This is a genomic window from Cupriavidus nantongensis (assembly GCF_001598055.1).
Taxonomy (GTDB): domain Bacteria; phylum Pseudomonadota; class Gammaproteobacteria; order Burkholderiales; family Burkholderiaceae; genus Cupriavidus; species Cupriavidus nantongensis.
This window is the reverse complement of the sequence record NZ_CP014845.1, coordinates 296,635-318,601: the sequence shown is the minus strand read 5'-3', so window position 1 is coordinate 318,601 and position 21,967 is coordinate 296,635. Positions and strand designations below refer to the sequence as shown.

General features: G+C 67.9%; 23 protein-coding genes. 2 read left to right on the top strand and 21 right to left on the bottom strand.

Annotation, left to right across the window (positions count from 1 at the left end; translation table 11 throughout):
- Positions 1–84: 84 nt before the first annotated feature.
- From A2G96_RS22795 to A2G96_RS22705, 19 genes are all read right to left on the bottom strand, one after another.
- Complete coding sequence (locus tag A2G96_RS22795; RefSeq protein WP_062804095.1) at positions 85–1,713, bottom strand: methyl-accepting chemotaxis protein; 1,629 nt, start codon at positions 1,711–1,713, stop codon at positions 85–87.
- A 264-nt stretch (positions 1,714–1,977) separates the two neighbouring features.
- Positions 1,978–3,033: a 4-hydroxy-2-oxovalerate aldolase gene (gene dmpG / locus A2G96_RS22790; protein WP_062802501.1), complete on the bottom strand. Its 1,056-nt coding sequence runs from the start codon at positions 3,031–3,033 to the stop codon at positions 1,978–1,980.
- A 44-nt stretch (positions 3,034–3,077) separates the two neighbouring features.
- Complete coding sequence (locus tag A2G96_RS22785; protein WP_062802500.1) at positions 3,078–4,022, bottom strand: acetaldehyde dehydrogenase (acetylating); 945 nt, start codon at positions 4,020–4,022, stop codon at positions 3,078–3,080.
- 42 nt (positions 4,023–4,064) lie between these two features.
- Positions 4,065–4,256 carry a 2-hydroxymuconate tautomerase gene (locus A2G96_RS22780; RefSeq protein ID WP_018313560.1) on the bottom strand — a complete coding sequence of 64 codons (192 nt, stop codon included), beginning with the start codon at positions 4,254–4,256 and terminating at the stop codon, positions 4,065–4,067.
- A gap of 20 nt (positions 4,257–4,276) precedes the next feature.
- Entirely contained in the window at positions 4,277–5,065 is a 789-nt protein-coding gene (gene dmpH / locus A2G96_RS22775; RefSeq protein ID WP_062802499.1) for a 2-oxo-3-hexenedioate decarboxylase, read from the bottom strand.
- 36 nt (positions 5,066–5,101) lie between these two features.
- Complete coding sequence (gene dmpE, locus A2G96_RS22770; RefSeq protein WP_062802498.1) at positions 5,102–5,884, bottom strand: 2-oxopent-4-enoate hydratase; 783 nt, start codon at positions 5,882–5,884, stop codon at positions 5,102–5,104.
- 9 nt (positions 5,885–5,893) lie between these two features.
- Positions 5,894–7,348 (bottom strand): 2-hydroxymuconic semialdehyde dehydrogenase, encoded by a 1,455-nt coding sequence (locus A2G96_RS22765; protein WP_062802497.1) that lies wholly within the window; start codon positions 7,346–7,348, stop codon positions 5,894–5,896.
- A gap of 112 nt (positions 7,349–7,460) precedes the next feature.
- On the bottom strand, positions 7,461–8,396 hold the full coding sequence (locus A2G96_RS22760) for a catechol 2,3-dioxygenase (RefSeq protein ID WP_062802496.1): 936 nt from the start codon (positions 8,394–8,396) through the stop codon (positions 7,461–7,463).
- A gap of 33 nt (positions 8,397–8,429) precedes the next feature.
- Positions 8,430–8,753 (bottom strand): 2Fe-2S iron-sulfur cluster binding domain-containing protein, encoded by a 324-nt coding sequence (locus A2G96_RS22755; RefSeq protein ID WP_062802495.1) that lies wholly within the window; start codon positions 8,751–8,753, stop codon positions 8,430–8,432.
- Positions 8,754–8,767: 14 nt separating this feature from the next.
- Positions 8,768–9,835 carry an NADH:ubiquinone reductase (Na(+)-transporting) subunit F gene (locus A2G96_RS22750; protein WP_062802494.1) on the bottom strand — a complete coding sequence of 356 codons (1,068 nt, stop codon included), beginning with the start codon at positions 9,833–9,835 and terminating at the stop codon, positions 8,768–8,770.
- Positions 9,836–9,866: 31 nt separating this feature from the next.
- Positions 9,867–10,226: a phenol hydroxylase subunit P4 gene (locus A2G96_RS22745; protein ID WP_062802493.1), complete on the bottom strand. Its 360-nt coding sequence runs from the start codon at positions 10,224–10,226 to the stop codon at positions 9,867–9,869.
- A 29-nt stretch (positions 10,227–10,255) separates the two neighbouring features.
- Positions 10,256–11,767: an aromatic/alkene/methane monooxygenase hydroxylase/oxygenase subunit alpha gene (locus tag A2G96_RS22740; protein WP_062802492.1), complete on the bottom strand. Its 1,512-nt coding sequence runs from the start codon at positions 11,765–11,767 to the stop codon at positions 10,256–10,258.
- Between the two features lie 35 nt (positions 11,768–11,802).
- Positions 11,803–12,081 carry an MmoB/DmpM family protein gene (locus A2G96_RS22735; RefSeq protein WP_062802491.1) on the bottom strand — a complete coding sequence of 93 codons (279 nt, stop codon included), beginning with the start codon at positions 12,079–12,081 and terminating at the stop codon, positions 11,803–11,805.
- 24 nt (positions 12,082–12,105) lie between these two features.
- A complete protein-coding gene (locus A2G96_RS22730) occupies positions 12,106–13,101 on the bottom strand; it encodes an aromatic/alkene monooxygenase hydroxylase subunit beta (protein ID WP_062802490.1) in 996 nt (331 codons plus the stop codon).
- Between the two features lie 53 nt (positions 13,102–13,154).
- Positions 13,155–13,379: a phenol hydroxylase subunit gene (locus A2G96_RS22725; RefSeq protein ID WP_062802489.1), complete on the bottom strand. Its 225-nt coding sequence runs from the start codon at positions 13,377–13,379 to the stop codon at positions 13,155–13,157.
- A 406-nt stretch (positions 13,380–13,785) separates the two neighbouring features.
- Entirely contained in the window at positions 13,786–15,507 is a 1,722-nt protein-coding gene (gene poxR, locus A2G96_RS22720) for a phenol degradation transcriptional regulator PoxR (RefSeq protein ID WP_062802488.1), read from the bottom strand.
- Between the two features lie 231 nt (positions 15,508–15,738).
- Positions 15,739–16,497 (bottom strand): enoyl-CoA hydratase/isomerase family protein, encoded by a 759-nt coding sequence (locus tag A2G96_RS22715; protein ID WP_062802487.1) that lies wholly within the window; start codon positions 16,495–16,497, stop codon positions 15,739–15,741.
- 30 nt (positions 16,498–16,527) lie between these two features.
- Positions 16,528–17,283 carry a glutathione S-transferase family protein gene (locus tag A2G96_RS22710; protein ID WP_062802486.1) on the bottom strand — a complete coding sequence of 252 codons (756 nt, stop codon included), beginning with the start codon at positions 17,281–17,283 and terminating at the stop codon, positions 16,528–16,530.
- Between the two features lie 17 nt (positions 17,284–17,300).
- On the bottom strand, positions 17,301–18,281 hold the full coding sequence (locus A2G96_RS22705; RefSeq protein WP_062802485.1) for a quinone oxidoreductase family protein: 981 nt from the start codon (positions 18,279–18,281) through the stop codon (positions 17,301–17,303).
- A 241-nt stretch (positions 18,282–18,522) separates the two neighbouring features.
- Here A2G96_RS22705 and A2G96_RS22700 point away from each other — a divergent pair, with 241 nt between their 5' ends.
- Together A2G96_RS22700 and A2G96_RS22695 are read left to right on the top strand one after the other, a co-directional pair.
- The gene (locus A2G96_RS22700) at positions 18,523–19,758 is read left to right on the top strand and encodes a CaiB/BaiF CoA transferase family protein (RefSeq protein ID WP_062802484.1); all 1,236 of its coding nucleotides are present in this window, start codon (positions 18,523–18,525) and stop codon (positions 19,756–19,758) included.
- A 47-nt stretch (positions 19,759–19,805) separates the two neighbouring features.
- On the top strand, positions 19,806–20,783 hold the full coding sequence (locus A2G96_RS22695; protein ID WP_062802483.1) for a Bug family tripartite tricarboxylate transporter substrate binding protein: 978 nt from the start codon (positions 19,806–19,808) through the stop codon (positions 20,781–20,783).
- 23 nt (positions 20,784–20,806) lie between these two features.
- Here A2G96_RS22695 and A2G96_RS22690 read toward each other — a convergent pair whose 3' ends face one another.
- A complete protein-coding gene (locus A2G96_RS22690) occupies positions 20,807–21,493 on the bottom strand; it encodes a GntR family transcriptional regulator (RefSeq protein WP_062802482.1) in 687 nt (228 codons plus the stop codon).
- Between the two features lie 207 nt (positions 21,494–21,700).
- Entirely contained in the window at positions 21,701–21,937 is a 237-nt protein-coding gene (locus tag A2G96_RS22685; RefSeq protein WP_062802481.1) for a DUF2795 domain-containing protein, read from the bottom strand.
- Between the last annotated feature and the right edge of the window lie 30 nt (positions 21,938–21,967).

Sequence of the window (21,967 nt, the reverse complement as noted above, 5' to 3'; positions counted from 1 at the left end):
TGGGACAGGCAAGTCTACCCGCCCCGCGCCGCCGATGCATTCGCCGGTTTGCGCCCTCCCAGAGGGAGAGGGAGTACGGCGGCGCTACGCCGTCGCCATGGCACCCACCGCACGCCGTGCCAAAACGGGCGCCTCGACACGGCCACCACCCTCACCCGGCAGGCGGAAGAACGCCACCACCTCGCTCAGTTCGCGACCCTGCTCTTCCAGCGCGCGCGAGGCATTGGCCGCCTCGCTCACCAGCGACGCATTCTGCTGCGTGACCTGGTCGATCTGCACGATGGCCTGGTTGACCTGCTCGATGCCGCGGGTCTGCTCGGCCGACGCGGTTGCGATCTCCTCGACGATGCCGGTCACGCGCGCCACTGCCTGGGTCACCTCGGCCATGGTCTGGCCCGCCTCGCTGGCCAGCGACGAACCATCCTGCACCTGCCGCCCCGACGCCTCGATCAGTTCCTTGATCTCCTTGGCCGCGCTGGACGAACGCTGGGCCAGCCCGCGCACCTCGCTCGCCACCACGGCAAAGCCGCGGCCCTGCTCGCCCGCGCGCGCCGCTTCCACCGCTGCGTTCAGCGCCAGGATATTGGTCTGGAACGCAATGCCTTCGATGATGCCGGTGATCTCCGCGATCTTGTCCGAACTGGCGCTGATGTCCTGCATCGTGCCGACCACGCGCTGCACCGTGGTGCTGCCGCGTTGCGCCACGTCGGCGGCGCTGCGCGCGAGTTCGCTGGCCTGGCGCGCATTCTCGGTGTTCTGGCGCACGGTCTCGGTCAGTTCCTCCATGCTCGCCGCGGTCTGCTCGAGCGAAGCCGCCTGCTCCTCGGTGCGGCTGCTCAGGTCGGCGTTGCCGCGGGCGATCTCGCTGGTGCTGATGGCGATATTGCCGCTGCTCGCGCGCACCCGGGTAACGGTGGCCGTCAGCCGTTCGTTCATGTCGCGCAATGCCGCCAGCAGCCGGCCGGTCTCGTCATCGCGGTCCACTTCGATGCGCGCACCCAGGTCGCCGCCGGCAACGGTGCCGGCCACCTCGACCGCTTGCTGGATCGGGCGCGTGATGGCGCGCGTGATCAGCACGCCGCCGGCCAGCGCAATCACCGCGGACACCAGCGAGATCAGGATCAGCAGGTTGCGCTGGCGCTCGTAGTCCGCCTCGAGCCGGCGCTCCATCTCCTTCTGGCGGGCCTTGGTGAACTCGGCGTAGGCATCGGTCGACTTGATCAGCGCCGCCAGCAACGGACGGCATTGCTTGTCGATCCGGCCGATGGCTTCCTCGATCTTGCGCTCGACCGCCAGCCCGACAATGCCGGTGGCAACCGGACCATACTGCGCTTCGACCCTGGCGACCTCCTCCACCAGCTTGCGCGCCTCGTCGCTGACGCCAGGCTGGCGCACCATCTCGCCGAGCCGCGCCAGCCGGGTCTGCACGTCTTCGTGCGCGCGCAGGGCATCGGCCTTCTCGCGCTCCAGCTCCGCCGCATCCGTCACCAGCACCAGGTTGCGCGCCGCAATGGCACGCCGGTCGACTGCGTTACGCACCTGCGCCGCCATGTCGGCACGCGCGTTCAAACCGTTCAGATAGTCGTTGAAACCCGCCGTCGCCTCGCCAAGTGCATGCAGCGAATACGCCGACACCACCAGCACCACGCCCGCCAGCGTGCCGAACCCGGCCAGCAGCCGCGTGCGGATAGACAGACTCCTGAAAACACTCATGATCACTCCCCTTACCGTCCAAGAAGACGTATGCGCTTCCGTTGTTATGGTTCTAACCCTGTTGCATGCCCGACTTCGGCATGCCACTGCGCGCCCGTTCCTGCCGGTCGGCACGGTATGCGGCATCGCCAGCGCGCATGGCGCTGGCTGGCATCCGTGCTCTTTGTTGCGGGGGCTAACGGTAGCGAGCCGGTGAACTGTTCCCCACAAGAGTGGGGGACGGGTGCAAGTGGCGCGCGGAAGCGAAAAGGGGTGCGCCGCAGCTCACACTCCGGCGCCACTCGCGATGGCCGGCATATCGCGCCGCGCCAGCAGGTCCAGCGCCACATCCACGATCATGTCCTCCTGCCCGCCCACCATGCGCCGCTTGCCCAGCTCGACCAGGATGTCGACCGTGCCCAGCCCGTAGCGCGCCGCGGCGGCTTCGGCATGGCGCAGGAAGCTGGAATAGACCCCAGCGTAGCCCAGCGCCAGGGTCTCGCGGTCGACGCGGACCGGTCGGTCCTGTAGCGGGCGTACGATGTCGTCGGCGGCATCCATCAGGGTGTAGAGGTCGCAGCCGTGCTGCCAGCCCAGGCGTTCGGCGGCGGCGATAAAGACCTCCAGCGGCGCGTTGCCGGCGCCGGCGCCCATGCCCGCCAGGCTGGCATCGATGCGGTCGCAGCCTTCCTCCACCGCGACAATCGAGTTGGCCACGCCCAGGCTCAGGTTGTGGTGGGCATGCATGCCGGTCTGGGTTTCCGGCCGCAGCACATCCTTGAAGGCGCGAAAGCGCTCGCGCACGTCCTGCATGCCCAGCGCGCCGCCGGAATCGACCACATACACGCACTGGGCGCCGTAGCTTTCCATCAGCTTCGCCTGCTGCGCCAGCGCCGCGGGCGCAGTCATGTGGCTCATCATCAGGAAGCCGACGGTATCCATGTCAAGTTCGCGCGCGTATTCGATATGCTGGCGCGAAACGTCGGCCTCGGTGCAGTGCGTGGCCACGCGCACCACGCGCGCGCCGGCGTCGTAGGCGGCGCGCAGGTCATGCACGGTGCCCACGCCGGGCAACAGCAGCGTGGCCACGCGGGCATGGCGCACGGTTTCCGCCACGGCCGCAATCCATTCCAGGTCGGTGTGCGCGCCGAAGCCGTAGTTGAAGCTGGAGCCCGACAGCCCGTCGCCGTGCGCCACTTCGATCGAATCGACGCGGGCCGCGTCGAGTGCCGCGGCAATGCGGCGCACGTGTTCCAGGCTGTACTGGTGGCGGATCGCGTGGCTGCCGTCGCGCAGCGTCACGTCGGAGATATAGAGCTTCCTGGTAGGTTGTGCGGTCATGTTGGTCTCCCTGCTTTGGATGCGTTCGTGGCGCGGTGTCGCGCTCATGCGGACAGCCGGGTTTCGGCCAGGCGCTCGGCGCAGGCCAGCGCGGCGCTGGTCATGATGTCGAGGTTGCCGGCGTAGGCCGGCAGGTAATGTGCGGCGCCCTCCACCTCCAGGAAGATCGAGGTCTTGAGCCCGTGCATCGGCCCCAGTCCGGGGATGTTCAGCGGCGCCGACGCAGCAATGCGCTCGAACTGAACGCGCTGCTTGAGCCGGTAGCCCGGCACATAGGCCTGCACCGCCTGCGCCATGGCTTCGACGCTTGCGGCAATCTGCGCTTCATCGCCGTCCTCCGACAAGGTGAAGACCGTGTCGCGCATCATCAGCGGTGGCTCCGCCGGGTTCAGCACGATGATGGCCTTGCCACGCGCGGCGCCGCCCACGGAGCACAGCGCCTGGCTGGTGGTTTCCGTGAACTCGTCGATATTGGCGCGCGTGCCGGGTCCGGCCGACTTGCTGGAGATCGACGCCACGATCTCGGCGTAATGCACCCTGGCCACGCGCGACACCGCCGCCACCATGGGAATGGTGGCCTGCCCGCCGCAGGTGACCATATTGATGTTGGGTGCGTCCAGGTGCTGGTCCAGGTTGACCACGGGCACCACGTAAGGACCGATCGACGCAGGTGTCAGGTCGACCACGCGCACGCCGTGCTGCTGCAGCACGCGATTGTGATGCGCGTGGGCGCCGGCGGAGGTGGCATCGAAGGCGATGCGGATCTCGTCGAAGCCCGCCATGCCGACCAGTCCGTCGATGCCTGCAGCCGTCGTCGGCACGCCCAGTCGCGCGGCGCGGGCCAGCCCGTCCGACGCGGCATCGATGCCCACCATCGCCCCCATTTCCAGGTGGCGGCCGTGCCGCATCACCTTGATCATCAGGTCGGTGCCGATATTGCCGGAGCCGATGATGGCCACCTTGTGGCGGCCGCTTGCTTTCATGTCCATGTCCCTTCCTGTTCGCTATGTCTGGTTGCTCTGGACGCCGCGTCAGCGGCCCAGTTCCCTGGCCGTCTTGCCGCCGATGCCGAACTGCGTCTTCGGCACCTCGGTGATCATCACGCGCACGGTTTCCACCGGCGCGCCCACTGCCTCGACCGCGGCGTCGGTCAGTGCGCGGATCAGGCGCGCCTTCTGTTCTTCGGTACGGCCTTCGATCAGGAAGACCTGCATGATCGGCATGTTGTGTCTCCTTGGCAGGTTCAGGTGAAGCGCATCGACACGGTGCCCAGGTGCTGGTAGCGCACGGTGATGCTGTCGCCGGCTGCCACCGCGATGGCCTCGGTGACGCCGCCGGTCATGATGAAGGTGCCGGCCGGCAGTTCGCGCCCGCGCGCGCCGAGCATGTTGGCGAGCATGGCGACGCTGTTGGCCGGGTGCCCCAGCACCGCCGCGCCGGCGGCGGTGGCCACCACCTCGCCGTTCTTCTCCAGCACCACGCCCAGGTTCTTAAGGTCCAGCCCATCGGTGCCGCGGTGCGTGCCGCCCACCACGAAGCGTGCCGACGAGGTGTTGTCGGCGATCACGCTCTTCAGGTCGAAGCGGAAGTTCTCGTAGCGCGAGTCGATCACCTCTACCGCCGGCACCACGAAGTCGGTCGCGGCCAGCACGTCGCCGATATGGCAGCCCGGCCCCTTGAGCGGCGCCTTCAGCACGAAGGCGATCTCGGCCTCGACCTTGGGATGGATCAGCGTGCCGGTATCGATGGCGGCGCCGTCCATGCAAGCGCCGTAGTCGGTGAGAAAGCCGTACACCGGCTCGCTCACGCCCATCTGGCGCATCTTGGCGAACGAGGTCAGGCCCATCTTGAGCCCGGCAATGCGGGTGCCGCGCGCGGCCTTGCGCGCGCGAATGGCATCCTGGATGGCGTAGGCGTCGTCCCAGTCCATCTCCGGGTACTCGTCGGTAATCTTGCGCACGGCTTCGCGCCTCAGCTCCGCGTTCTCCAGGTGTTCGGCGAGATGGGCAATGGTGTCTGCTGTCAGGTTCATGGCTTGTTTTCCGCGGGATTGATGATTGGAGGGCGGTCAGACAAAGCGCACCCCGGCCGAGCCGATGCCGCCCAGGCTGATGCGCAGCTGGTCGCCGGCGCCCACCGGCACCATCGCAGCCAGCGATCCGGACAAGATCACTTCACCGCGCTTCAGCCCGATGCCCAGACGCCCCAGCGTATTGGCCAGCCACGTCACCGCATTGACGGGATGCCCCAGCGCGGCCGCGCCGGCGCCGGTGGCGACGATCTCGCCGTTCTTCTCCAGCGTCATGCCGACCGTGGCCAGGTCCACGTTGCGCGGATCCACGGCGGCATCGCCCAGCACGAACACGCCTGACGAGGCGTTGTCCGCCACGGTGTCCTGGATCCGGATGTTCCAGTCGCGGATGCGCGAATCGACGATCTCGAAGCACGGCAGCACCCACGCGGTGGCGCGCAGCACGTCGGCATTGGTCACGCCGGGCCCTTGCAGGTCTTCCTTCAGCACGAAGGCAATCTCGCCTTCTGCCTTGGGCGCAATCAGCGTAGCGGCGGGAATCGCCGCGCCGTCGGCATGGACCATGCCCGACAGCAGGTGACCAAAATCGGGCTGGCGCACGTCCAGCATGTCCATCACCACGCGGCTGGTCACGCCGATCTTCTTGCCGACCACACGTTCCCCGGCGTCGAGCCGGTGCTGCACCATCGCCAGCTGGATGCGGTAGGCATCGTCGATGGTCAGGTCCGGCCAGGATTCAGTCAGTGGCGCCAGCGGGCGGCGCGTGGCAAGGGCCTGGTGCAGGCCGGCGCCGAGCTCGAGGATAAGTTCGCTATGCATGATGGCACCTCACAGGCGGACGCAGACATTGCGCAGCTCGGTATAGAACTCGAGCGAATGGACACCGCCCTCGCGGCCGATGCCCGACTGTTTGGCTCCGCCAAAGGCGGTACGCAGGTCGCGCAGGAACCAGGCATTGATCCAGCAAATGCCGACGTCCAGCGCGCTGCCCATGCGGTGCGCGGTGCCGAGGTCGCCGGTCCAGACCGTGGCGGCCAGGCCGTACGGGGTGTCGTTGGCCAGCGCGATCACTTCCGCTTCGGTGTCGAACGGGGCGATGTGGCAGCACGGCCCGAAGATCTCCTCGCGGATCACTGCGGCGCTTTCGGGCAGCCCGGTCCAGATGGTGGGCTGCACCCACGCGCCTTCGGCGAGCGCGCCCGGCATCTGCGGCACGCCGCCGCCCGTGACCACCGTGGCGCCGGCCTCGGCGGCCTTGCGGTAGTAGGCCAGCACCTTGTCGCGGTGCTCATGCGACACCAGCGGCCCCATGTTTACGCCGGGCTCGGTGGGCCACCCCAGCTTCAGGCCTTCCGCCTTCGCCTTCAGTGCGGCGACAAAACGCTCGAAGAGCGGCCGCTGCACGTAGACGCGCTCGGTGCCCAGGCAGACCTGGCCGCTGTTCTCGAAGGCCGAGCGCGCGATGCCGGCCACGGCCTGGTCGAAGTCGGCATCGGCAAACACGATGCCGGCGTTCTTGCCGCCCAGTTCGAACGACACCGGCCGCACGCCGTTGGCCGCGGCCTTCATGATGGCCTCGCCCGTGCGGGTTTCGCCGGTGAAGGTGATGCCGTTGACCTGCGGATGCGCGGTCAGGAACGCCCCGGCAGAGTCCGGGCCAAAGCCATGCACGACGTTGTAGACACCCGGCGGCACGCCGGCCTCGTTCATCACCTCGCCCAGCAGCGTCGCGGTGGCCGGGGTTTCCTCCGACGGCTTGACCACCACGGTGTTGCCGCAGGCCAGTGCCGGTCCGACCTTCCACGTCATCAGCAGCAGCGGCAGGTTCCACGGGCACACCACGCCGATCACCCCGCGCGGGCTGCGCACCGCGTAATTGATGGCCTTGCCGCCGTCCGGGGTATCCATGGCAAAGCTCTCGGTCGGCACGTTGCGGATCAGGTCGGCAAAGATCTTGAAGTTGGCCGCGCCGCGCGGGATGTCGAGATGGCTGGCCAGGCCGAAGGGCTTGCCGGTATCGGCGATTTCGGCCTGCACGAATTCATCGAAGCGCCGGTTGATGCCGTCTGCCACCGCATGCAGCAACTCGACCCGCTGCGCCACGGTCATGCGGCCCCAGGGGCCGTGCAGCGCATTGCGCGCGGCCTGCACCGCGGCGTCGACCTCGGCCTGGCCGGCTTCGTGGACGTGGCCGATCACGGTGTTGTCGGCGGGGTTGCGGTTCTCGAACGTGCGTGCGGTCCCGACCCACTCGCCGTTGATGAAGTTTTTGAAGTGTTTCATGTTGGTTCTCGTTGGGGCTGTTACTTGCCGGACTGTTGGCTTGCCGATTGGTTGCTCCCTCTCCCGCAAGCGGGAGAGGGGAGAAAACCCGCAGAATGGCGAGCGATGGCAGTCAGGTCAGCACATTCAAAAACGCTTCGTTCAGTTTCCTGTCGTGATAGAAGATCGCGCGCCCCAGCTCGTTGTCGGTCCAGGTGATGGTGGGCTTGTCCGGATAGTGGATATAGCCGCCGGAGAAGACCTCGTTGCGGTTGCCGGAGGGGTCGAAGAAGTAGATCGTCGCGCCGCGCGTGATGCCATGGCGGGTGGGGCCGATATCGAGCGAGACGTCCTTCTTGGAAATGATGTCGGCCGCCTTCAGCACCTCGCCCCAGTTGTCGAGCAGGAACGAGGCATGGTGGAAGCGGTTCTTCTCCGGGTGGCGGATAAACGCGATGTCGTGCGCCTTGTTCGAGCAGGTCAGGAAGGCGCCGATCAGCGTCTCGCCATCCGGCCCCGCCACCACCTGCTCCGCCAGCGAGAAGCCAAGCACCTCGCGGAACAGCTTGACGGTGCCGTCGACATCATCGCCATACAGCAGGCAATGGTCGAAGCGGCTCGGCGCCATGCCACGCAGGTCATCCGGCCAGGGATCGGGATTGATGTCGCCGGTCCTGCAGCCGGGCTTGTCCTTGTCCGCGAACAGCTCGATCGCATGGCCGGTCGGGATGGTGAAGCGGAAGCGCACGCCGGTGTGCGGGTGCTCGCCGGCGGGGATCCACTGGCAAGCGGTGGCCAGCCCGGATTGCTCGACCTCCCGCGCCAGCCGCTCCAGCGTGTGGCCGCTGTCGACGCGAAAACCCATGTAGTCCATGCCCGGGCTGTCGGCCTCGCGCAGCACCACGCTGTGGTGGTCATGCTCGTCCCAGGCCTTCAGGAACACGCGGCCCTGGGCATCGCGCGCGGTTTCGATCAAGCCGAGCACCTCGGTATAGTGCTTCAGCGCCGGTTCCAGCTCCAGCACGCGCAGGGCCACATGCCCCGGGCGCAATACGCCTGTCAATGCCATTTCTGTCTCCTTGTATATGGGTTCACTGCCCGGTCACGCGGATTCGCGCCGGCCGGCATGCCGCTCCAGGCAGCGCTGCAGCAGCGCCACCGGCCGCAGCCGGATATCGCTGTCCGGATAAGTCTTGCAGGCCAGCACCAGCCCCGCGCGCTGCTCGGCCTCGGTCAGGCAGGCCCGGCTCATCTTGCCGACGTGGTACTGCCCGGCCTCAATACGCACCTTGCACACGCCGCAGCCGCCACCGCGGCAGCCGGCGGGAATGCCACGCTGGCCCAGCACTTCCATGGCCCGCAGCAGGTTCTGTCCCGGCGCACAGGCGTAGCGCCGGCCGCTGCCGGCGATTTCTACGGTATGCATGCATGGCCTCCCGCTCAGATCTTGAACAACGGGCTGCGCGCGCTGTTTTGCGCGTCGGCCGCCGACAGGAACTTCTCGGTGTGGATATCCGCCTCGAACAGCCGGCCCTGCATCAGCGTGCGGATGCAGGCCTCGATCATCGGCGGCGGCCCGCACAGGTAGGCCTTGTGCCCGCGGAAGTCGGCGCTGCCGTCATGTGCGTAGAGCTGGTGCAGCACGTCGTGGACGTAACCGCGCGCGCCGCGCCAGCCGCTGCCGGCGGGTTCGTCGGACAGCGCCGGCACATAGCGGAAGTTGGGATGGGCCTGGGCCAGCGCATGGAATTCGTCGTCGTAGTACAGCTCGGCGCGGTTGCGCGCGCCCTGCACCAGCGTGATCGGCAGGGTCTCGCCGGCGGCCAGCAGGTCCAGGATCATCGCGCGCGGGCTGGACAGTCCGGAGCCGCCCGCCAGGAACAGCATCGGCACCTGCGCCGACTTGCGCACGAAGAAGCGGCCATAGGGCGCGGAGAATGACAGTTCGTCGCCGACCGCCAGCCGTTCGTGCAGGTAGCCGGTGGCCTGCCCGTCGGGCACGCGCCGCACGTGCAGCTCGACCAGCTCGTCCCCGGGCGCGTTGGCCAGCGAGAAGGCGCGCGGCTGGTCGCAGCCCGGCACCTGCAGGTTGACATACTGCCCGGCCTGGAAGGCCGCGCGCCGGCCGTCCCTGACGCGCAGCCAGATGCCCAGGATGGTGGGGGTCAGCGCGCGCGTCTCGACCACTTCGGCGCGATAGTCGGCCAGCGGCAGGCCCAGCGCATCGGCGTCTTCCTCGATATCGGCCTCGATCACCAGGTCTGACTGCGCGGTCGCGCAGCAGGCCAGGCACTGGCCGTTGTCGCGCTCGAAATCCATCAGCGCGAAGCCGGAGGCCTCGCCCTGCTCGACCTCGCCGTCCACCACCTGCACCTTGCAAGTTGCGCACAGCCCGTGGCAGCACGCGTGCGGCAGCCACACGCCGTTGCGCAGGCAGGCGTCAAGCACGGTCTGTCCCGGCGCGATGGGAATGGTCTGGCCGATCGGTTCAATCGTCAGCGAATACATCTCGGTCTCCTTGCGTACGAACCGTGGCGCCTCAGCTGCCGCTGCCGCCGATGCCGTCCAGCCTCGGGGTGCGGAAGCGGATCACATCCTTGTGCCCCAGTCCGTTCTGCTCCAGCGTGCGGTCCAGGTCGGGCTGCCAGGGCTGGCCGCCGCGCAGCCACTGCACCTGGCCCCAGTCGATGCGGGCAAAGTCGGGGTGATAGCCGTAGACGCCGGGCAGCACCTGCTCCACCACGTCGCGCAGCGGCATCGACGGCGCGAACGGGAAGCAATGCGGGGCGCAGAACAGCAAGTGGCCGTCCCAGCCGATATAGAGCAGGCGGTTGCCGTGGAACGCATCTTCGCGATCGGCGGGCGTGAAGATGTAGTCGCCAATGGATACGACGGGCATGGTTGTCTCCTTATCTGTGATGCGAGCGCTCAGGCGGCCGGCGCGATGCCCTTCCAGGCATTCCAGTTGCGCTGGTCCTGCGAGCCCTCGAAATCCAGGTTGTCCGCGCCCGGGTTCAGCCGATACCACCCGAGCACGTCGTCCAGTGTGGCGCCACCGCAGTTGCCCTGGTAGATCTGGTGCACCGGCAGCCACGCCTGCGCGTACTTGGCGGGCTCGTCGTCGAAGATGTCCTTGCAGCCGTCCGAGCAGAAGTGGAACTTCATGCCGTGGTAACTGCTTTCGCGGTAGCAGGTCTGGGTGGGATCGTCCGGCTCCGAGAACACCATCGGGATCTGGCAGGTCTGGCACAGCATCGGCAGCGTGGCGTTGTAGAAGCGCTCGCCGGCCTGCTGCCGCGCCTGCCAGTGCTCCAGGCGCGGCTTGTAGTAGCGTTCGAAGGTCTGCGGGTATTTCTCGACCAGCCACGCCATCTCGTCGGCCCTTGGCACCCACGTATGGAAGGCGGCGGCGCCCGCATAGTTGTAGAACGTGGCCCAGGCCTCGTGCGTGATGCGGTCCTTGGTGCGGGTGGCCACGTCGTGGTACTTGGGCATGCGCAGGCCATAGCGCTCCAGGTCCTTGAACAGCGCCCCGCCCGCCTGCTCGAAGTACATCTCCCACGCTTCGGCCCACGACATCACGCGCTTGGGGAGCATGTAGTCCATCATCATCCCGACCAGCGTCAGCAGGCGGAAGCCGCGCCAGAACCATTTGTCCAGCCACTTCTGCAGGATCGGGATGTTGCCGGGATCCTGCTCGCACAGGAACTTGACCACCTCCAGTCCCAGCGTCATGTGGCGCGACTCGTCCGACTGCGCCGAGAAGCCGAAGGTCACCGTGGCCATGTCGCCGTTGTAGGCGGCGCCCGACATGAACGGCATGAACAGCAGGTTGGTCAGCACGTACTCGAACGAGAACGAGATCGCGGTGATGAACTCGAACGGCCCCGCGCTCATCGCATCCTCGAAATAGGACTTGGGCACCGACAGGTACCAGACCCGGTCGTGCATGTGGCGCCACTCGCCAAAGCCGTGGAAGTACTTGTTATAGACCGACAGCGTGTGCAGCTGGGTCTGCGCATGGCGCAGCTCGTCGATCGACTGCATCTGCGCCGCCACGCGTGCGCCGGCGCCGCGGAAATGCCGGCCCAGGTGCGCGTAGCCGCGGTGCGCGGCGTATTCCAGCGGCGTCACGCCGGTCAGGAACAGCCGCAGCGCGTTCAGGTAGCGCGGGTCGGATACGTTGAGGTGGCCGTTGTTCTGCACGAACGAGTCGATGATCGCGTACAGCTTGCGCTCTTTCTCGGACTGGTATTTCCAGTACGCATCCATGGTCATGCGGAACGGGTCTTCCCATTTGTCCCAGTCGTGGATGCGGATGCCCTCGTACTTGTCGAACGGGAAGACCTTGTCCATCGGCTCGTAGGTCGTTTCCCAGGCCAGGTCCCGCGTCATCGAGGCGTACTTCTCGCGCAGGTTGAGCTTCTTGCGTGCGTCCATGATGTCTCCTTGTTGTTTGCGATGCCGCGGGGCGGTCAGGCGTTCCAGCGCAGCGTGAAGGCGTCTTCGTCCTCGTCGATGTTTCCGCACAGCGAGACCAGGTTCAGGTGGATCTCCTGCAGGTCCCAGTCGCGTCCGAGCTTGCCGGCCACCAGCTCGCGCACGATGGTCAGGTGTCCGGGCGCATCGATCTTGACCATGGCGGGAAACTGCGACACCACCGCATGCGGGTTGGCTTCGGTAATGGCGTCGATGATGGGACGGGTGTCGTCGTTGTTCTGCAAGGCGATGTAGACGTTGGCGGCGGCGGTCATGGGTAGGCTCCGAGGGTCCATGGGTCAGGCGGCAAGGCCGAGCTTGCTCAGGCGCACTTCAAGCTGCTCGCGGCACAGCGCGACCATCTGCGCGCCGTCGGCGCCGGTCAGTGCGTTGGCGACCGGCACCAGCGCTTCGGCCACCTGCGCGGCGGCGGCATGCGCCCAGCCGGACAGCAGCACGCGGTTGGCATCGGACTCGGCCGCGGCGGCCTGGACCACGGCGTCGACCCAGCGCGCATGCTCGTCGCGCCAGTCGTTCATGAACTCGGTCAGCACCGCCAGCCCGGTACCGCAGGCGCGCGCGATGACCGCATCGGCGTGCTGGTAGACCAGCGGGTAGAGCAGTCCGTCCAGCACCAGGTTCTGGACGACGAAAGTCTCGAACCAGTCCGCGGTAACGAAGGTGTGTTCGACGAAGCGGCGCAGCGGCTGCCACGCGGCGCCCTCCAGCCAGGCCACCCTGGCCCGCTCCAGCGCCACGCCGGTATTGCCGTCGAGCAGCATGCCGATGCGCGACAGGTACTGGGCGATGCCCAGGCGATCCATGGCGCAATAGGTGCAGGCCTGCGTGATCGCCGTGCCCCAGCCGTAGTCGGCGCAATAGAAGTTGTTCATGTTGGCGCCCCACTCCACATGGCGCAGCGGCAGCAGGCCCGTGGCCAGGCGCTCCTGCCATTCGGCCGGCAGCGCCTGCAGCAGGCCGCGCTTCTCGACGAAGGCAAAGCTCTTCTCGGCGGCGTCCTGCTGGCGGCCGCGCGCGGTCACGTAGGCGCCGTAGTAGAACTGGCGCGGGTCCTTCAGCGCATACCAGTCCTCCATCACGATCGCGGTGCGGCGCTTGTCGTACAGCTCAAAGCCGGGGTCCCAGGTGGGGCGGTAGTGGAAGTTCACCTCCGACTGCACGTCGTAGGTGGCCTCCTGGTAGCGCGACGCCGGCTTGTCGCCGAAGCGGCGCGCGACATGGCCGTAGGTCTGGCGCAGCGGCTGGATCTGCTGGGTCTTGATATCGACTTGCATCGCTTGGTCTCCTGTATCCCTTCTCGTTGTGATGTGGCGGCAGGCGGGCCGCGTCAGTCGTCGGCTTCGGGCTGCGGCGAGGCTTCAGGCGCAGGCAGGAAGCGCACGCGGTTGACGCAGCAGAAGGCTTCGAACATCGGCTCCGGCATGATCAGTTCGACGTTGAGCTCGGGGTCGGCCACGCTGAAGACGAATTGCACGAACCCCTCCGGGGTACGGCCCTCGACCCGCACATAGCGCGGCGTGGCTTCGAACAGGGGAACCGACGGGGTGGTCATCGCGCGCTCCTTGGCGTGGCTGGACGCGGGCCTTACTGCGAAGACCGTGCCAGCGGCCGCAAGCCTTGTGGCACAACGGTTTCCGGGAATTGGCAGAGGCCATCGTGCGCGTTTACCCGAAAGCGCAGGCAGGACCGCCATCGATGAATTGATGATGCGGTCCGCGAGCGTTGATCAAATGATCAAAAGCCGCGCCGGGCGGGCGTTTGCGGGCAGCGCGCAACGAAGGGGGCGATGGCGCTGCGGCGCAGCAGCGCGTGCGGGACAGGAGGAGGAAAGGGCTTGATCCGGCAGCGGAAAATCGCTCGCGCTGCGCAGCATGGCGCGGATGCGGGGCGATGCAAGGCCTGGGAGCGCCTGCATCAAATGATCAAATGGAAAAGCGGAAGGGAAAGGAAGCGCGGCCTCAGTCGCCGTGCCCATTCCCCCCACGCGCACCCCGCGTCTTCCACCGATACGCCAGCTGCGGCCGCGTAATCCCCAGCAACCGCGCGGCCTGGCTCATGTTGCCATCCGCGCGCTGCATCGCGGCCTCCATCAGCACGGTCTCGACATCGCCCAGCGCCAGCTGCTGTTCTGACATCTGGTCCAGCAGCGCATGGACCGCGGCTTCGCGCAGGTCCGGCAGCGTGCCGCCCGCGCCCAGCCGTGGCGCGGTATCCAGCGGCGGCGCCACGGTGCCCGGCAGGAACAGGTGGTCGGCGCCAATCTGGCCGCCGTGGCTGGCCAGGATCACGCCGCGCTCGATCACGTTCTCCAGTTCGCGCACATTGCCGGGCCAGTCATAGTGGCGCAGTTCGGCCAGCGCGCGGTCGGTGATGCCGACGATGCGCTTGCCGTGGCGCGCGCCGTAGCGGGCCACGAAGCGCTCCGCCAGTGGCCGGATATCGTCGAGCCGCTCGCGCAGCGGCGGTATCGTGACCGGGTAGACGTTGAGGCGGTAATACAGGTCCTTGCGGAAGGTGCCCTGCTTCACCGCTTCGGCCAGGTCGACATTGGTCGCGGCCACCAGCCGCACGTCCACCTTGCGCGCGGCGGTGCCACCCACGCGCTCGACCTCGCCCTCCTGCAGCACGCGCAGCAGCTTGGACTGCGCCGAGGCCGAGAGCTCGCCCAGTTCATCCAGAAACAAGGTGCCGCCATGCGCGCGTTCGAAGCGGCCGGGCCGCGACTGGGTCGCGCCGGTGAAGGCGCCTTTCTCCACGCCAAACAGCTCCGACTCGATCAGTTCATCGGGAATCGCCGCGCAGTTGACCGCGACGAAGGGCTTGTCGGCGCGCGCACTCACGCCGTGCAAGGCCTGCGCGAAGCGCTCCTTGCCCACGCCGGTCTCGCCCAGCAGCAGCACCGTCACGTTGCTGGCGGCGGCTCGCTGCAGCAGGCCCCATGCGGCGCGAAAGCCGGGTGAGGTGCCGACCAGGTCGGCCGGCGTAGCTGGCCCGCCCTGCAGCGCGCGCAGGTGCTCGACCTCGCTCTGCAAGGCGATCAGGGTCTCGATCACGGGGTCGGGCTGGTACAGCGCCAGCACCTGTGCGCCATCTTCCCAGGCTTCCACCGGCTTGCCGACGATGCGGCAATGCGGATGCCCGCAGGCAATGCACTCCACCTCGCGATACAGGATGGTTCGGCCCATCAGCGCCGAGGTGTAGCCGGTGGCATAGCCGATCTGCATCCAGCAGGCAGGCTGGTCGACGATGCCGAACAACTGCCGGTGCACGTCGCCCTCGAACGAGTCTTCCCACAGGAACTCGCCATCGTAGATGCCGGCGGCAATGTCGATATCGACCTTGACCGGCGTGACCCGCACCACCCCCTCGATGGTATGCAGGCAAGGGCCGATCTCGAGCTGGCCGAAGTCGCTGTGGCCCGCGCGCAGTTTCCTGGCCACTTCGGCATCGCGCATGCCCGAATGAAAACCCATGCGCGTGAACAGCCCGCGCGCGCGCTCCATGCCCAGGGTGTCCACCAGTTCCTTGCGCAGCGCGGCCAGCGCAGCGGTGTGGATCAGGATCATGCGCTGCTCGTCCAGCCAGATCGCGCCCTCCTCCATGGCGAAGCGCAGGCGGCGGGCAAGATCGGCCAGGCCATCGCGCATGGTGGCCGAGAACTTGTCGGTTGAACTGCTCATTGTCTCCCCTCAGTGCCGGCGGATGATCCGCTCGAATGTGCCTTTCGGCTGGCATGCTACGCACATTATGTGCCAGGGAGAAAGAGATGGCGCGCCAGCGCCGCCGGTGCGCGCAGCGCTGGATGCGCCCCGCTGCGGGTCGCCGGCGACCATGAGCTATCGCGACGTTGCCACCTCACTGGTATGGTCGCGCACGGTGGCGTGGGGATGCAGCGGCGCCAATGGACGGCGTCAGGTTCCAGTAAACCGTGGCTTGCGCTTTTCCTGCCAGGCCAGCGCACCTTCGCGGATATCCTGCGAGCCATTGGCCGCGCCGATGTCGGCGGCCAGTGCCGCGGCATCCAGCGTGCCGCGGCCGATGGCGTTCAGATGCCGCTTCATGCCCTGCACCGCCAGCGGCGCCAGGCCGGCCACGGTTTCGCTGAGTTGCTCCGCGCGTTCGCGCAGGCGCTCCGCGGGCAGCAGCTCGGTCAGGAAGCCGCAGCGGAACATCTCGTCGGCATCGATGCGCTCGGCGGTCAGGAACAGGCGCTTGGCGTGGTTCAGCCCCAGCCGGCTGACATAGCGTTCCATGCCGCGCTGGTAGAAATGCAGGCCCAGCCGCGCCGCGGGCATGAACATGTCGACCGCGTGGGTGCCGAGCCGGAAGTCGCAGGCAAGCGCCAGGTCGGTGCCGCCGCCGTAGACGCCACCGTGGATCTCGGCAATGGTGACGGCGCGGCAGTCTTCCATCGCGTTGACGAGGGTTTCGAAACCGGCGCCGCGCTGGCCGGCCGCGAGCCGGCCGATATCGAAGCCGCTGCAGAAGTACTTGCCGCTGCCGCGCAGCCGCAGCACGCGCACGGCGCTGGCATTGACCGCCTCGACATGCCGCTGCAGTTCCGCCAGGTCGTCCGGCCCCAGGCGGTTGGCCACTTCCGGGCGGCGCAAGGTGATCGTGGCGACATGGCCGGCAATGTCGAGCGAAGGCAAGGAACCATCAGTCTGCATGGGGAATTCTCCAGTAGGGATCTTCAGAAATCATTGGTCGCCGGCGCCCGGCGCGCCACGGCGTGCCAGCGCGATGTCGAAGCGTTCCAGCCGCGCCTGCGCAAACGCGGGCCGGGCCTGCGCGCGCTGCCACCACGCAGCCACGGCCGGCGCCGACGTCAGCGCGGCGGGCGCCAGTTCGGCGATGCGCGCGATGAAAGGCGTCGCGGCGATATCGGCCAGCGTATAGCGCGCGCCGAAGAGCCAGTCGCCATCGGCCAGCATCGCTTCCATCTTCGGCAGCAGCAACAGCAGCGCCTCGAGCGCGCGGCGTTTCTCTGCTTCGGTATAGGGCTGGCGCGCAATGCGCAGCCATGCGTCCCGGCGCTCGGCGGTGGGGATGCGCGCCAGCCGCTCGGCCAGCGTGGCATCGCTCCATTGCGCGGCAACCGGCTGCAGCGCCAGGCTCCAGTTCAGCACCAGCAGGTTCGGCAGCGCCTTCTCGTCGGTCCAGCGTACGAAGTTGCGCATCACCGCGCGCTGGTAGGGGTCATCGGGCCGCAATCGCGGCAACGGGCGGATCTCGTCCAGGTATTCGCAAATGGTGCCGCTCTCGTGCAGGAAGCGGCCATCGTCCAGCACCAGCGCCGGCACCACGCCGTTGGGGTTCATTGCCAGGAACGCGGGCGTGTGCTGTTCCTGCGCCGCCAGGTCGACCGGCACGCTGTCGTAGTCGATGCCCTTCTCGGCCAGGCACAAGCGCACCCGGCGCGACGCGCTCGACAACCAGCCATGGAAGAGTTTCATGTTTGGGCTCGCCCGGTTCAGGGGATCAGCACGGCCGAACCCGTGGTGGCACGGCTTTCCAGGTCGCGGTGCGCATCGTGCACGGCGGCCAGCGGGTAGCGGTGCGTGACTTCCAGCCGCAGCTGCCCGGCCGCGACGGCGTCGAACAACGTGGCCGCGGCAGCAGCCAGCGCTTGCGGGCTGGCGATATAGGTACGCAGCGTCGGCCGCGACACGATCAGCGAGCGCGCGTGCAGCAACTGCAGATCGAAGGCTTCAACGTCGCCCGACGCGGTGCCGTAGTTGATGGCCATGCCGCACGGCCGCAGGCATTGCAGCGACGGCACGAACACGTCCTTGCCGACGGCGTCGTAGACCACGGCCACGCCCGCGCCGCCGGTCAGCGCCAGCACAGCATCGACGAAGCCGGTCTCACGGTAGTTGATGACATGGTGGCAGCCGTGTGCCAGCGCTACCGCCCGCTTGGCCTCGCTGCCCACCGTGCCGATCACTGTCGCACCGAGTGCGCGCGCCCACTGCGACAGCAGCACGCCCATGCCGCCCGCCGCAGCATGCACCAGCACCGCGTCGCCCGGCTGCACGGCATAGAGCCGGCGCAGCAGGTACTCGGCGGTCAGGCCGCGCAGCAGCGTGGCGCCGGCCACCTCCGCGGAAATCGCGTCGGGCACGGGCACGAGCCGGCCCGCCGGCACGTTGCGGACCACCTGGTACGCCCCCGGATGCATGCAGGCCACCCGCTGGCCCAGCTCGAAGCCGTCCACCCCGGGCCCGATCGCCACGACCTCGCCGGCGCCGACCGAGCCCAGCGTGACCGGGAACGGCGCCACGGCGTGAGGGCCATGCGCGCCTTTGCGCTGGTAGATGTCGGCAAAGTTCAGGCCGATGGCTGACTGGCGCAGTTGGATCTCTCCCGCGGCCGGCGGCGGAACCGCTACCCGGCAGGGCTCCAGCACGTCCGGGCCTCCGGTCCTGTTAATACAGATAGCGTCTGTCAGCATACGAATCCTCAGGGATTGCCACGATCGGCGTCAGTGCCGTGCTCGCTGGTGTTGGCGTCGATTGCAACGGACTCCAGGGGGTTCCGGAAGCAATGTGCGGTGGCTTGGCATGTTGCCGGGGCCGCCACGAACACCCACAGCCTACGTGATCCCACGACGCTTCGCATCATGGAAAGTCCGTATACGTATTTTTATATTGATTATTTGTATACTCAAATCCATCCACTTGCCAAGGATTGCCATGACCTCTTTCCCACCCGGCATCGACCCCGGCGCCTCCGGCGCCGCGTGCGCCGACCTGCCGCTGTCAGGCCTGACCGTGCTGGACCTGTCGATCGCCCGCGCCGGTCCCGCCGCCGTGCGCCTGCTGTCGGACTGGGGCGCCGACGTGATCCGCGTCGAGCCGCCCCCGCCGCAGGACCGCGGCTCCGTGACCGGGCGCCGGCGCGGCTCGGACGAGCAGAACCTGCACCGCAACAAGCGCAGCCTGTGCCTGGACCTGAAGACCCCGCAGGGCGCGGAGGTGCTGGCGCGACTGGTACGGCGCTCCGACGTGGTGGTGGAAAACTTCCGCTCGGTGGTCAAGCAACGCCTGGGGCTGACCTACGATGATCTGAGCGCGATCAACCCGCGCGTGATCCTGGCCAGCATCTCGGGCTTCGGCCAGGACGGCCCCTACTGCGAGCGCCCGGGTCTCGACCAGATCGTGCAGGGCATGTCGGGGCTGAGCTCCGTCACCGGCGAGCCCGGCCAGGGGCCGCTGCGCGTCGGCATCGCCATTTCCGACACCACGGCCGGCATGTTCCTGGGCCAGGGCATCCTGCTGGCGCTGCTGCACCGCGCGCGCACCGGCCGCGGGCAATGGGTGCATACCTCGCTGATCGAGGGCATGCTGAACAAGCTGGATTTCCAGGCCACCCGCTACACGGTGGACGGCGAAGTGCCGACCCAGCAAGGCAACGCGCACCCGACGCTGGTGCCGATGGGCACCTACCGCTGCCGCGACGGCGTGGTCAATATCGCCGCCAGCACCGACCGCATGTGGGCCAACTTCTGCCGCACCGTCGAGGCCGGCTGGCTGCTGGACGACCCCGCTTTCCAGACCGCCGCGGGCCGTGCCGCCGAGCGCCGGCGGCTGGACGCCGCGATCAACCAGTGCACCGCCGCGTTCACCGCCGCCGAGCTGACCGCGCGCCTGAATGCGGCCGGCGTGCCGTGCGGCCCGGTGTTCGATATCGGCCAGGCCTTCGAGGACGCGCAAGTGCGCCACCTGCGCATGACCCGCCCCGCCGAGCATCCCGTGCTGGGGCCGCTTGCGCTGCTGCGCTCGCCGATCAACCTGTCGGCGGCGCCGCACCCGGAACGCTTTGCCCGCGCCGCGCCCGATCCGGGCGAGCACACCGACGAGATCCTGCGCGGACTGGGCTACGACGACGCCGGCATCGCCGCCTTGCGCGAAGCCAGCGTGGCGTCCTGAGCACCGCCCGACCCCACGGCGGCAGCGACTACAACAAGGAGACAACCATGAACCATGCTCTCGGGCGCGTTGCCATCGGCGCAGCCCTCGCCACCCTGGCGGCCTTGCCGGGCATCGCCGGCGCGCAGGAATATCCGACCCGGCCGATCCGGCTGCTGGTGGGCTACACGCCGGCCGGCGCTGCCGACTTCGTCGCCCGCGTGTTCGGCGAAGCGCTGTCCAGGGAACTGGGCCAGACCGTGGTGGTGGACAACAAGCCCGGCGCCGGCAGCACGCTCGCCTCCGCGGCGCTGGCGCAGGCCGCGCCGGACGGCTACACACTGGGACTGGCCACCGCCACGCTGTACGGCATCGACCAGCAGTTGTACAAGGCCCGCTACAAGGCGACGGACTTCACCCCGGTGACGCGGCTGACGGTGTCGCCGCTGATCCTGGCCGTCAACAAGAACCTGAACGTCGGCGACGTCAAGACGCTGGTGGCCAAGGCACGCGCGCAGCCGGGCAAGTTCAACTACTCGTCGTCCGGCATCGGCGGCTCGCCGCATATCGCCGCGCTGCAGTTTGAAAAGGCCACGGGAGCCAGGATGACCCATGTGCCCTACAAGGGCGGCGCCCCGGCGCTGCAGGCCGTGGCCGCGGGCGAGGTGGAATTGTCGTTCGGCACCGCGGCGTCGGTGCTGCCGCTGGGCACGCAAGGCGTGGTGAAGATGATCGGCGTGACCACGCCCAAGCCGTCGGCGGTGGCACCGGGCCTGCCCGCGCTGGCGGAGATGGGCCTGCCGGGCTTTGACTTTACTTTCTGGTTCGGGCTGTTCGGGCCGGCCGGACTGCCCGACGGCATCCGCGACAAGCTCTTCGCCGCCGCGACCAAGGTGATGGCCGACCCGCAATTGCGCGCCAAGCTGGCCGGCAACGGCAGCGAGGTGTCGACCTCGGCGTCGCCCGCGGAGTTCGGCAAATGGGCCGCAGCCGACGGCAAGTCGGCGGTGACGCGCATCGAGCAGGCCGGCGTCAAGCTGGACTGAGCCGCGCGCGCGGAGCGCCGGGACTAGCGGCGGCCGCGGCGGCCGCCGGCCTCGTCGTCCGGCATGGCCGCGATCATGTCCGCATAGACGTCGCCACCGGTGGCGATATGCCGGACCATGGCAGCCGCGGCATCGTCCTCGTTGCCGCGCACGATCGCGCCCATCACCGCCTCATGCTCGGCCAGCGAGGCCAGGATGCGGGCTGGCTTCTCGAAGCGCAGGTCGCGCATGCCGCGCATGCGCGCGCGCATGGTGCGGATCTGCCGCGACAGGATGTCGTTGCAGCAGGCCGCGTAGATGACGTCATGGAAGGCATCGTTGGCTTCGCGGTAGCGATCGGAATCGCCACGCTCCGCCGCCGTGCGGCATGCATCGAACGCCTGCTGCAGCGACGTGCGCTGCGCCGCGGAGATGCGCCGCGCCGCCAGCCGGGCCGCCAGCGCCTCCAGCTGAACCAGGATCTCGTTCATCGCCACGTACTCGCGCAGCGTGATCGAAGAAACGATCGCGCCCTGGCGCGGCACCAGGTCCACCAGGCCGGCCGACTCCAGCTGGATCAGCGCCTCGCGCACCGGCGTGCGCGACACGCCGAAACGCGCCAGCAACTGCTGCTCTTCCAGCTGCGTGCCGCTGGGTAGTTTTCCGGAAAGAATCTCCTGCTCGATCGCGGCGCGGATGGTTTCGGACAGGCTCTTCTTTTCTTCGGACATGGACAGCAGCTACGCAGGAACAGGGAGAAGGGATTCTAACCTGCCCTGCGTATTCACAGTCTGCCGTTGTGTGCACAAGGCAGGGCGTCCCGGAACGCAGCCGCGGTGCGGGCAATTGGCCTGAATGCTCGTGATCCAAGGTACGCGCCAGTATCGACATCCGCCCCTTCGCGCTTTACAACGCTACCGCGAAAGAAATGCAGCGCCTCAATGTCGACGCCCCACGGCCTCGGACACCTTGGCCGGATCTTCATACTCGCGGTCATCAATCTCCTCCAGCGCGCGAGTGATGGCCTCATCGGCACCTGACTCGCGAGCCTTGTCCACCAGTTGCTCGCGCGTGGCCGGGTAATCCACGCCCTTGAGCGCACGCTGCAGTTCGATCGGGTTGGGCATGCCGCCGGCATCTCCGGACTTGCCTTGCTGCTGGTTACGCGTGGTCATCTTGCACTCCTCATCTTGCGCTTCAACTAG

Coding starts and splice junctions, on each gene's coding strand:
- A2G96_RS22795 (WP_062804095.1), bottom strand. CDS start 1,713: ATGAGTGTTTTCAGGAGTCTGTCTATCCGCACGCGGCTGCTGGCCGGG.
- dmpG (WP_062802501.1), bottom strand. CDS start 3,033: ATGACCGCACAACCTACCAGGAAGCTCTATATCTCCGACGTGACGCTG.
- A2G96_RS22785 (WP_062802500.1), bottom strand. CDS start 4,022: ATGGACATGAAAGCAAGCGGCCGCCACAAGGTGGCCATCATCGGCTCC.
- A2G96_RS22780 (WP_018313560.1), bottom strand. CDS start 4,256: ATGCCGATCATGCAGGTCTTCCTGATCGAAGGCCGTACCGAAGAACAG.
- dmpH (WP_062802499.1), bottom strand. CDS start 5,065: ATGAACCTGACAGCAGACACCATTGCCCATCTCGCCGAACACCTGGAG.
- dmpE (WP_062802498.1), bottom strand. CDS start 5,884: ATGCATAGCGAACTTATCCTCGAGCTCGGCGCCGGCCTGCACCAGGCC.
- A2G96_RS22765 (WP_062802497.1), bottom strand. CDS start 7,348: ATGAAACACTTCAAAAACTTCATCAACGGCGAGTGGGTCGGGACCGCA.
- A2G96_RS22760 (WP_062802496.1), bottom strand. CDS start 8,396: ATGGCATTGACAGGCGTATTGCGCCCGGGGCATGTGGCCCTGCGCGTG.
- A2G96_RS22755 (WP_062802495.1), bottom strand. CDS start 8,753: ATGCATACCGTAGAAATCGCCGGCAGCGGCCGGCGCTACGCCTGTGCG.
- A2G96_RS22750 (WP_062802494.1), bottom strand. CDS start 9,835: ATGTATTCGCTGACGATTGAACCGATCGGCCAGACCATTCCCATCGCG.
- A2G96_RS22745 (WP_062802493.1), bottom strand. CDS start 10,226: ATGCCCGTCGTATCCATTGGCGACTACATCTTCACGCCCGCCGATCGC.
- A2G96_RS22740 (WP_062802492.1), bottom strand. CDS start 11,767: ATGGACGCACGCAAGAAGCTCAACCTGCGCGAGAAGTACGCCTCGATG.
- A2G96_RS22735 (WP_062802491.1), bottom strand. CDS start 12,081: ATGACCGCCGCCGCCAACGTCTACATCGCCTTGCAGAACAACGACGAC.
- A2G96_RS22730 (WP_062802490.1), bottom strand. CDS start 13,101: ATGCAAGTCGATATCAAGACCCAGCAGATCCAGCCGCTGCGCCAGACC.
- A2G96_RS22725 (WP_062802489.1), bottom strand. CDS start 13,379: ATGACCACCCCGTCGGTTCCCCTGTTCGAAGCCACGCCGCGCTATGTG.
- poxR (WP_062802488.1), bottom strand. CDS start 15,507: ATGAGCAGTTCAACCGACAAGTTCTCGGCCACCATGCGCGATGGCCTG.
- A2G96_RS22715 (WP_062802487.1), bottom strand. CDS start 16,497: ATGCAGACTGATGGTTCCTTGCCTTCGCTCGACATTGCCGGCCATGTC.
- A2G96_RS22710 (WP_062802486.1), bottom strand. CDS start 17,283: ATGAAACTCTTCCATGGCTGGTTGTCGAGCGCGTCGCGCCGGGTGCGC.
- A2G96_RS22705 (WP_062802485.1), bottom strand. CDS start 18,281: ATGCTGACAGACGCTATCTGTATTAACAGGACCGGAGGCCCGGACGTG.
- A2G96_RS22700 (WP_062802484.1), top strand. CDS start 18,523: ATGACCTCTTTCCCACCCGGCATCGACCCCGGCGCCTCCGGCGCCGCG.
- A2G96_RS22695 (WP_062802483.1), top strand. CDS start 19,806: ATGAACCATGCTCTCGGGCGCGTTGCCATCGGCGCAGCCCTCGCCACC.
- A2G96_RS22690 (WP_062802482.1), bottom strand. CDS start 21,493: ATGTCCGAAGAAAAGAAGAGCCTGTCCGAAACCATCCGCGCCGCGATC.
- A2G96_RS22685 (WP_062802481.1), bottom strand. CDS start 21,937: ATGACCACGCGTAACCAGCAGCAAGGCAAGTCCGGAGATGCCGGCGGC.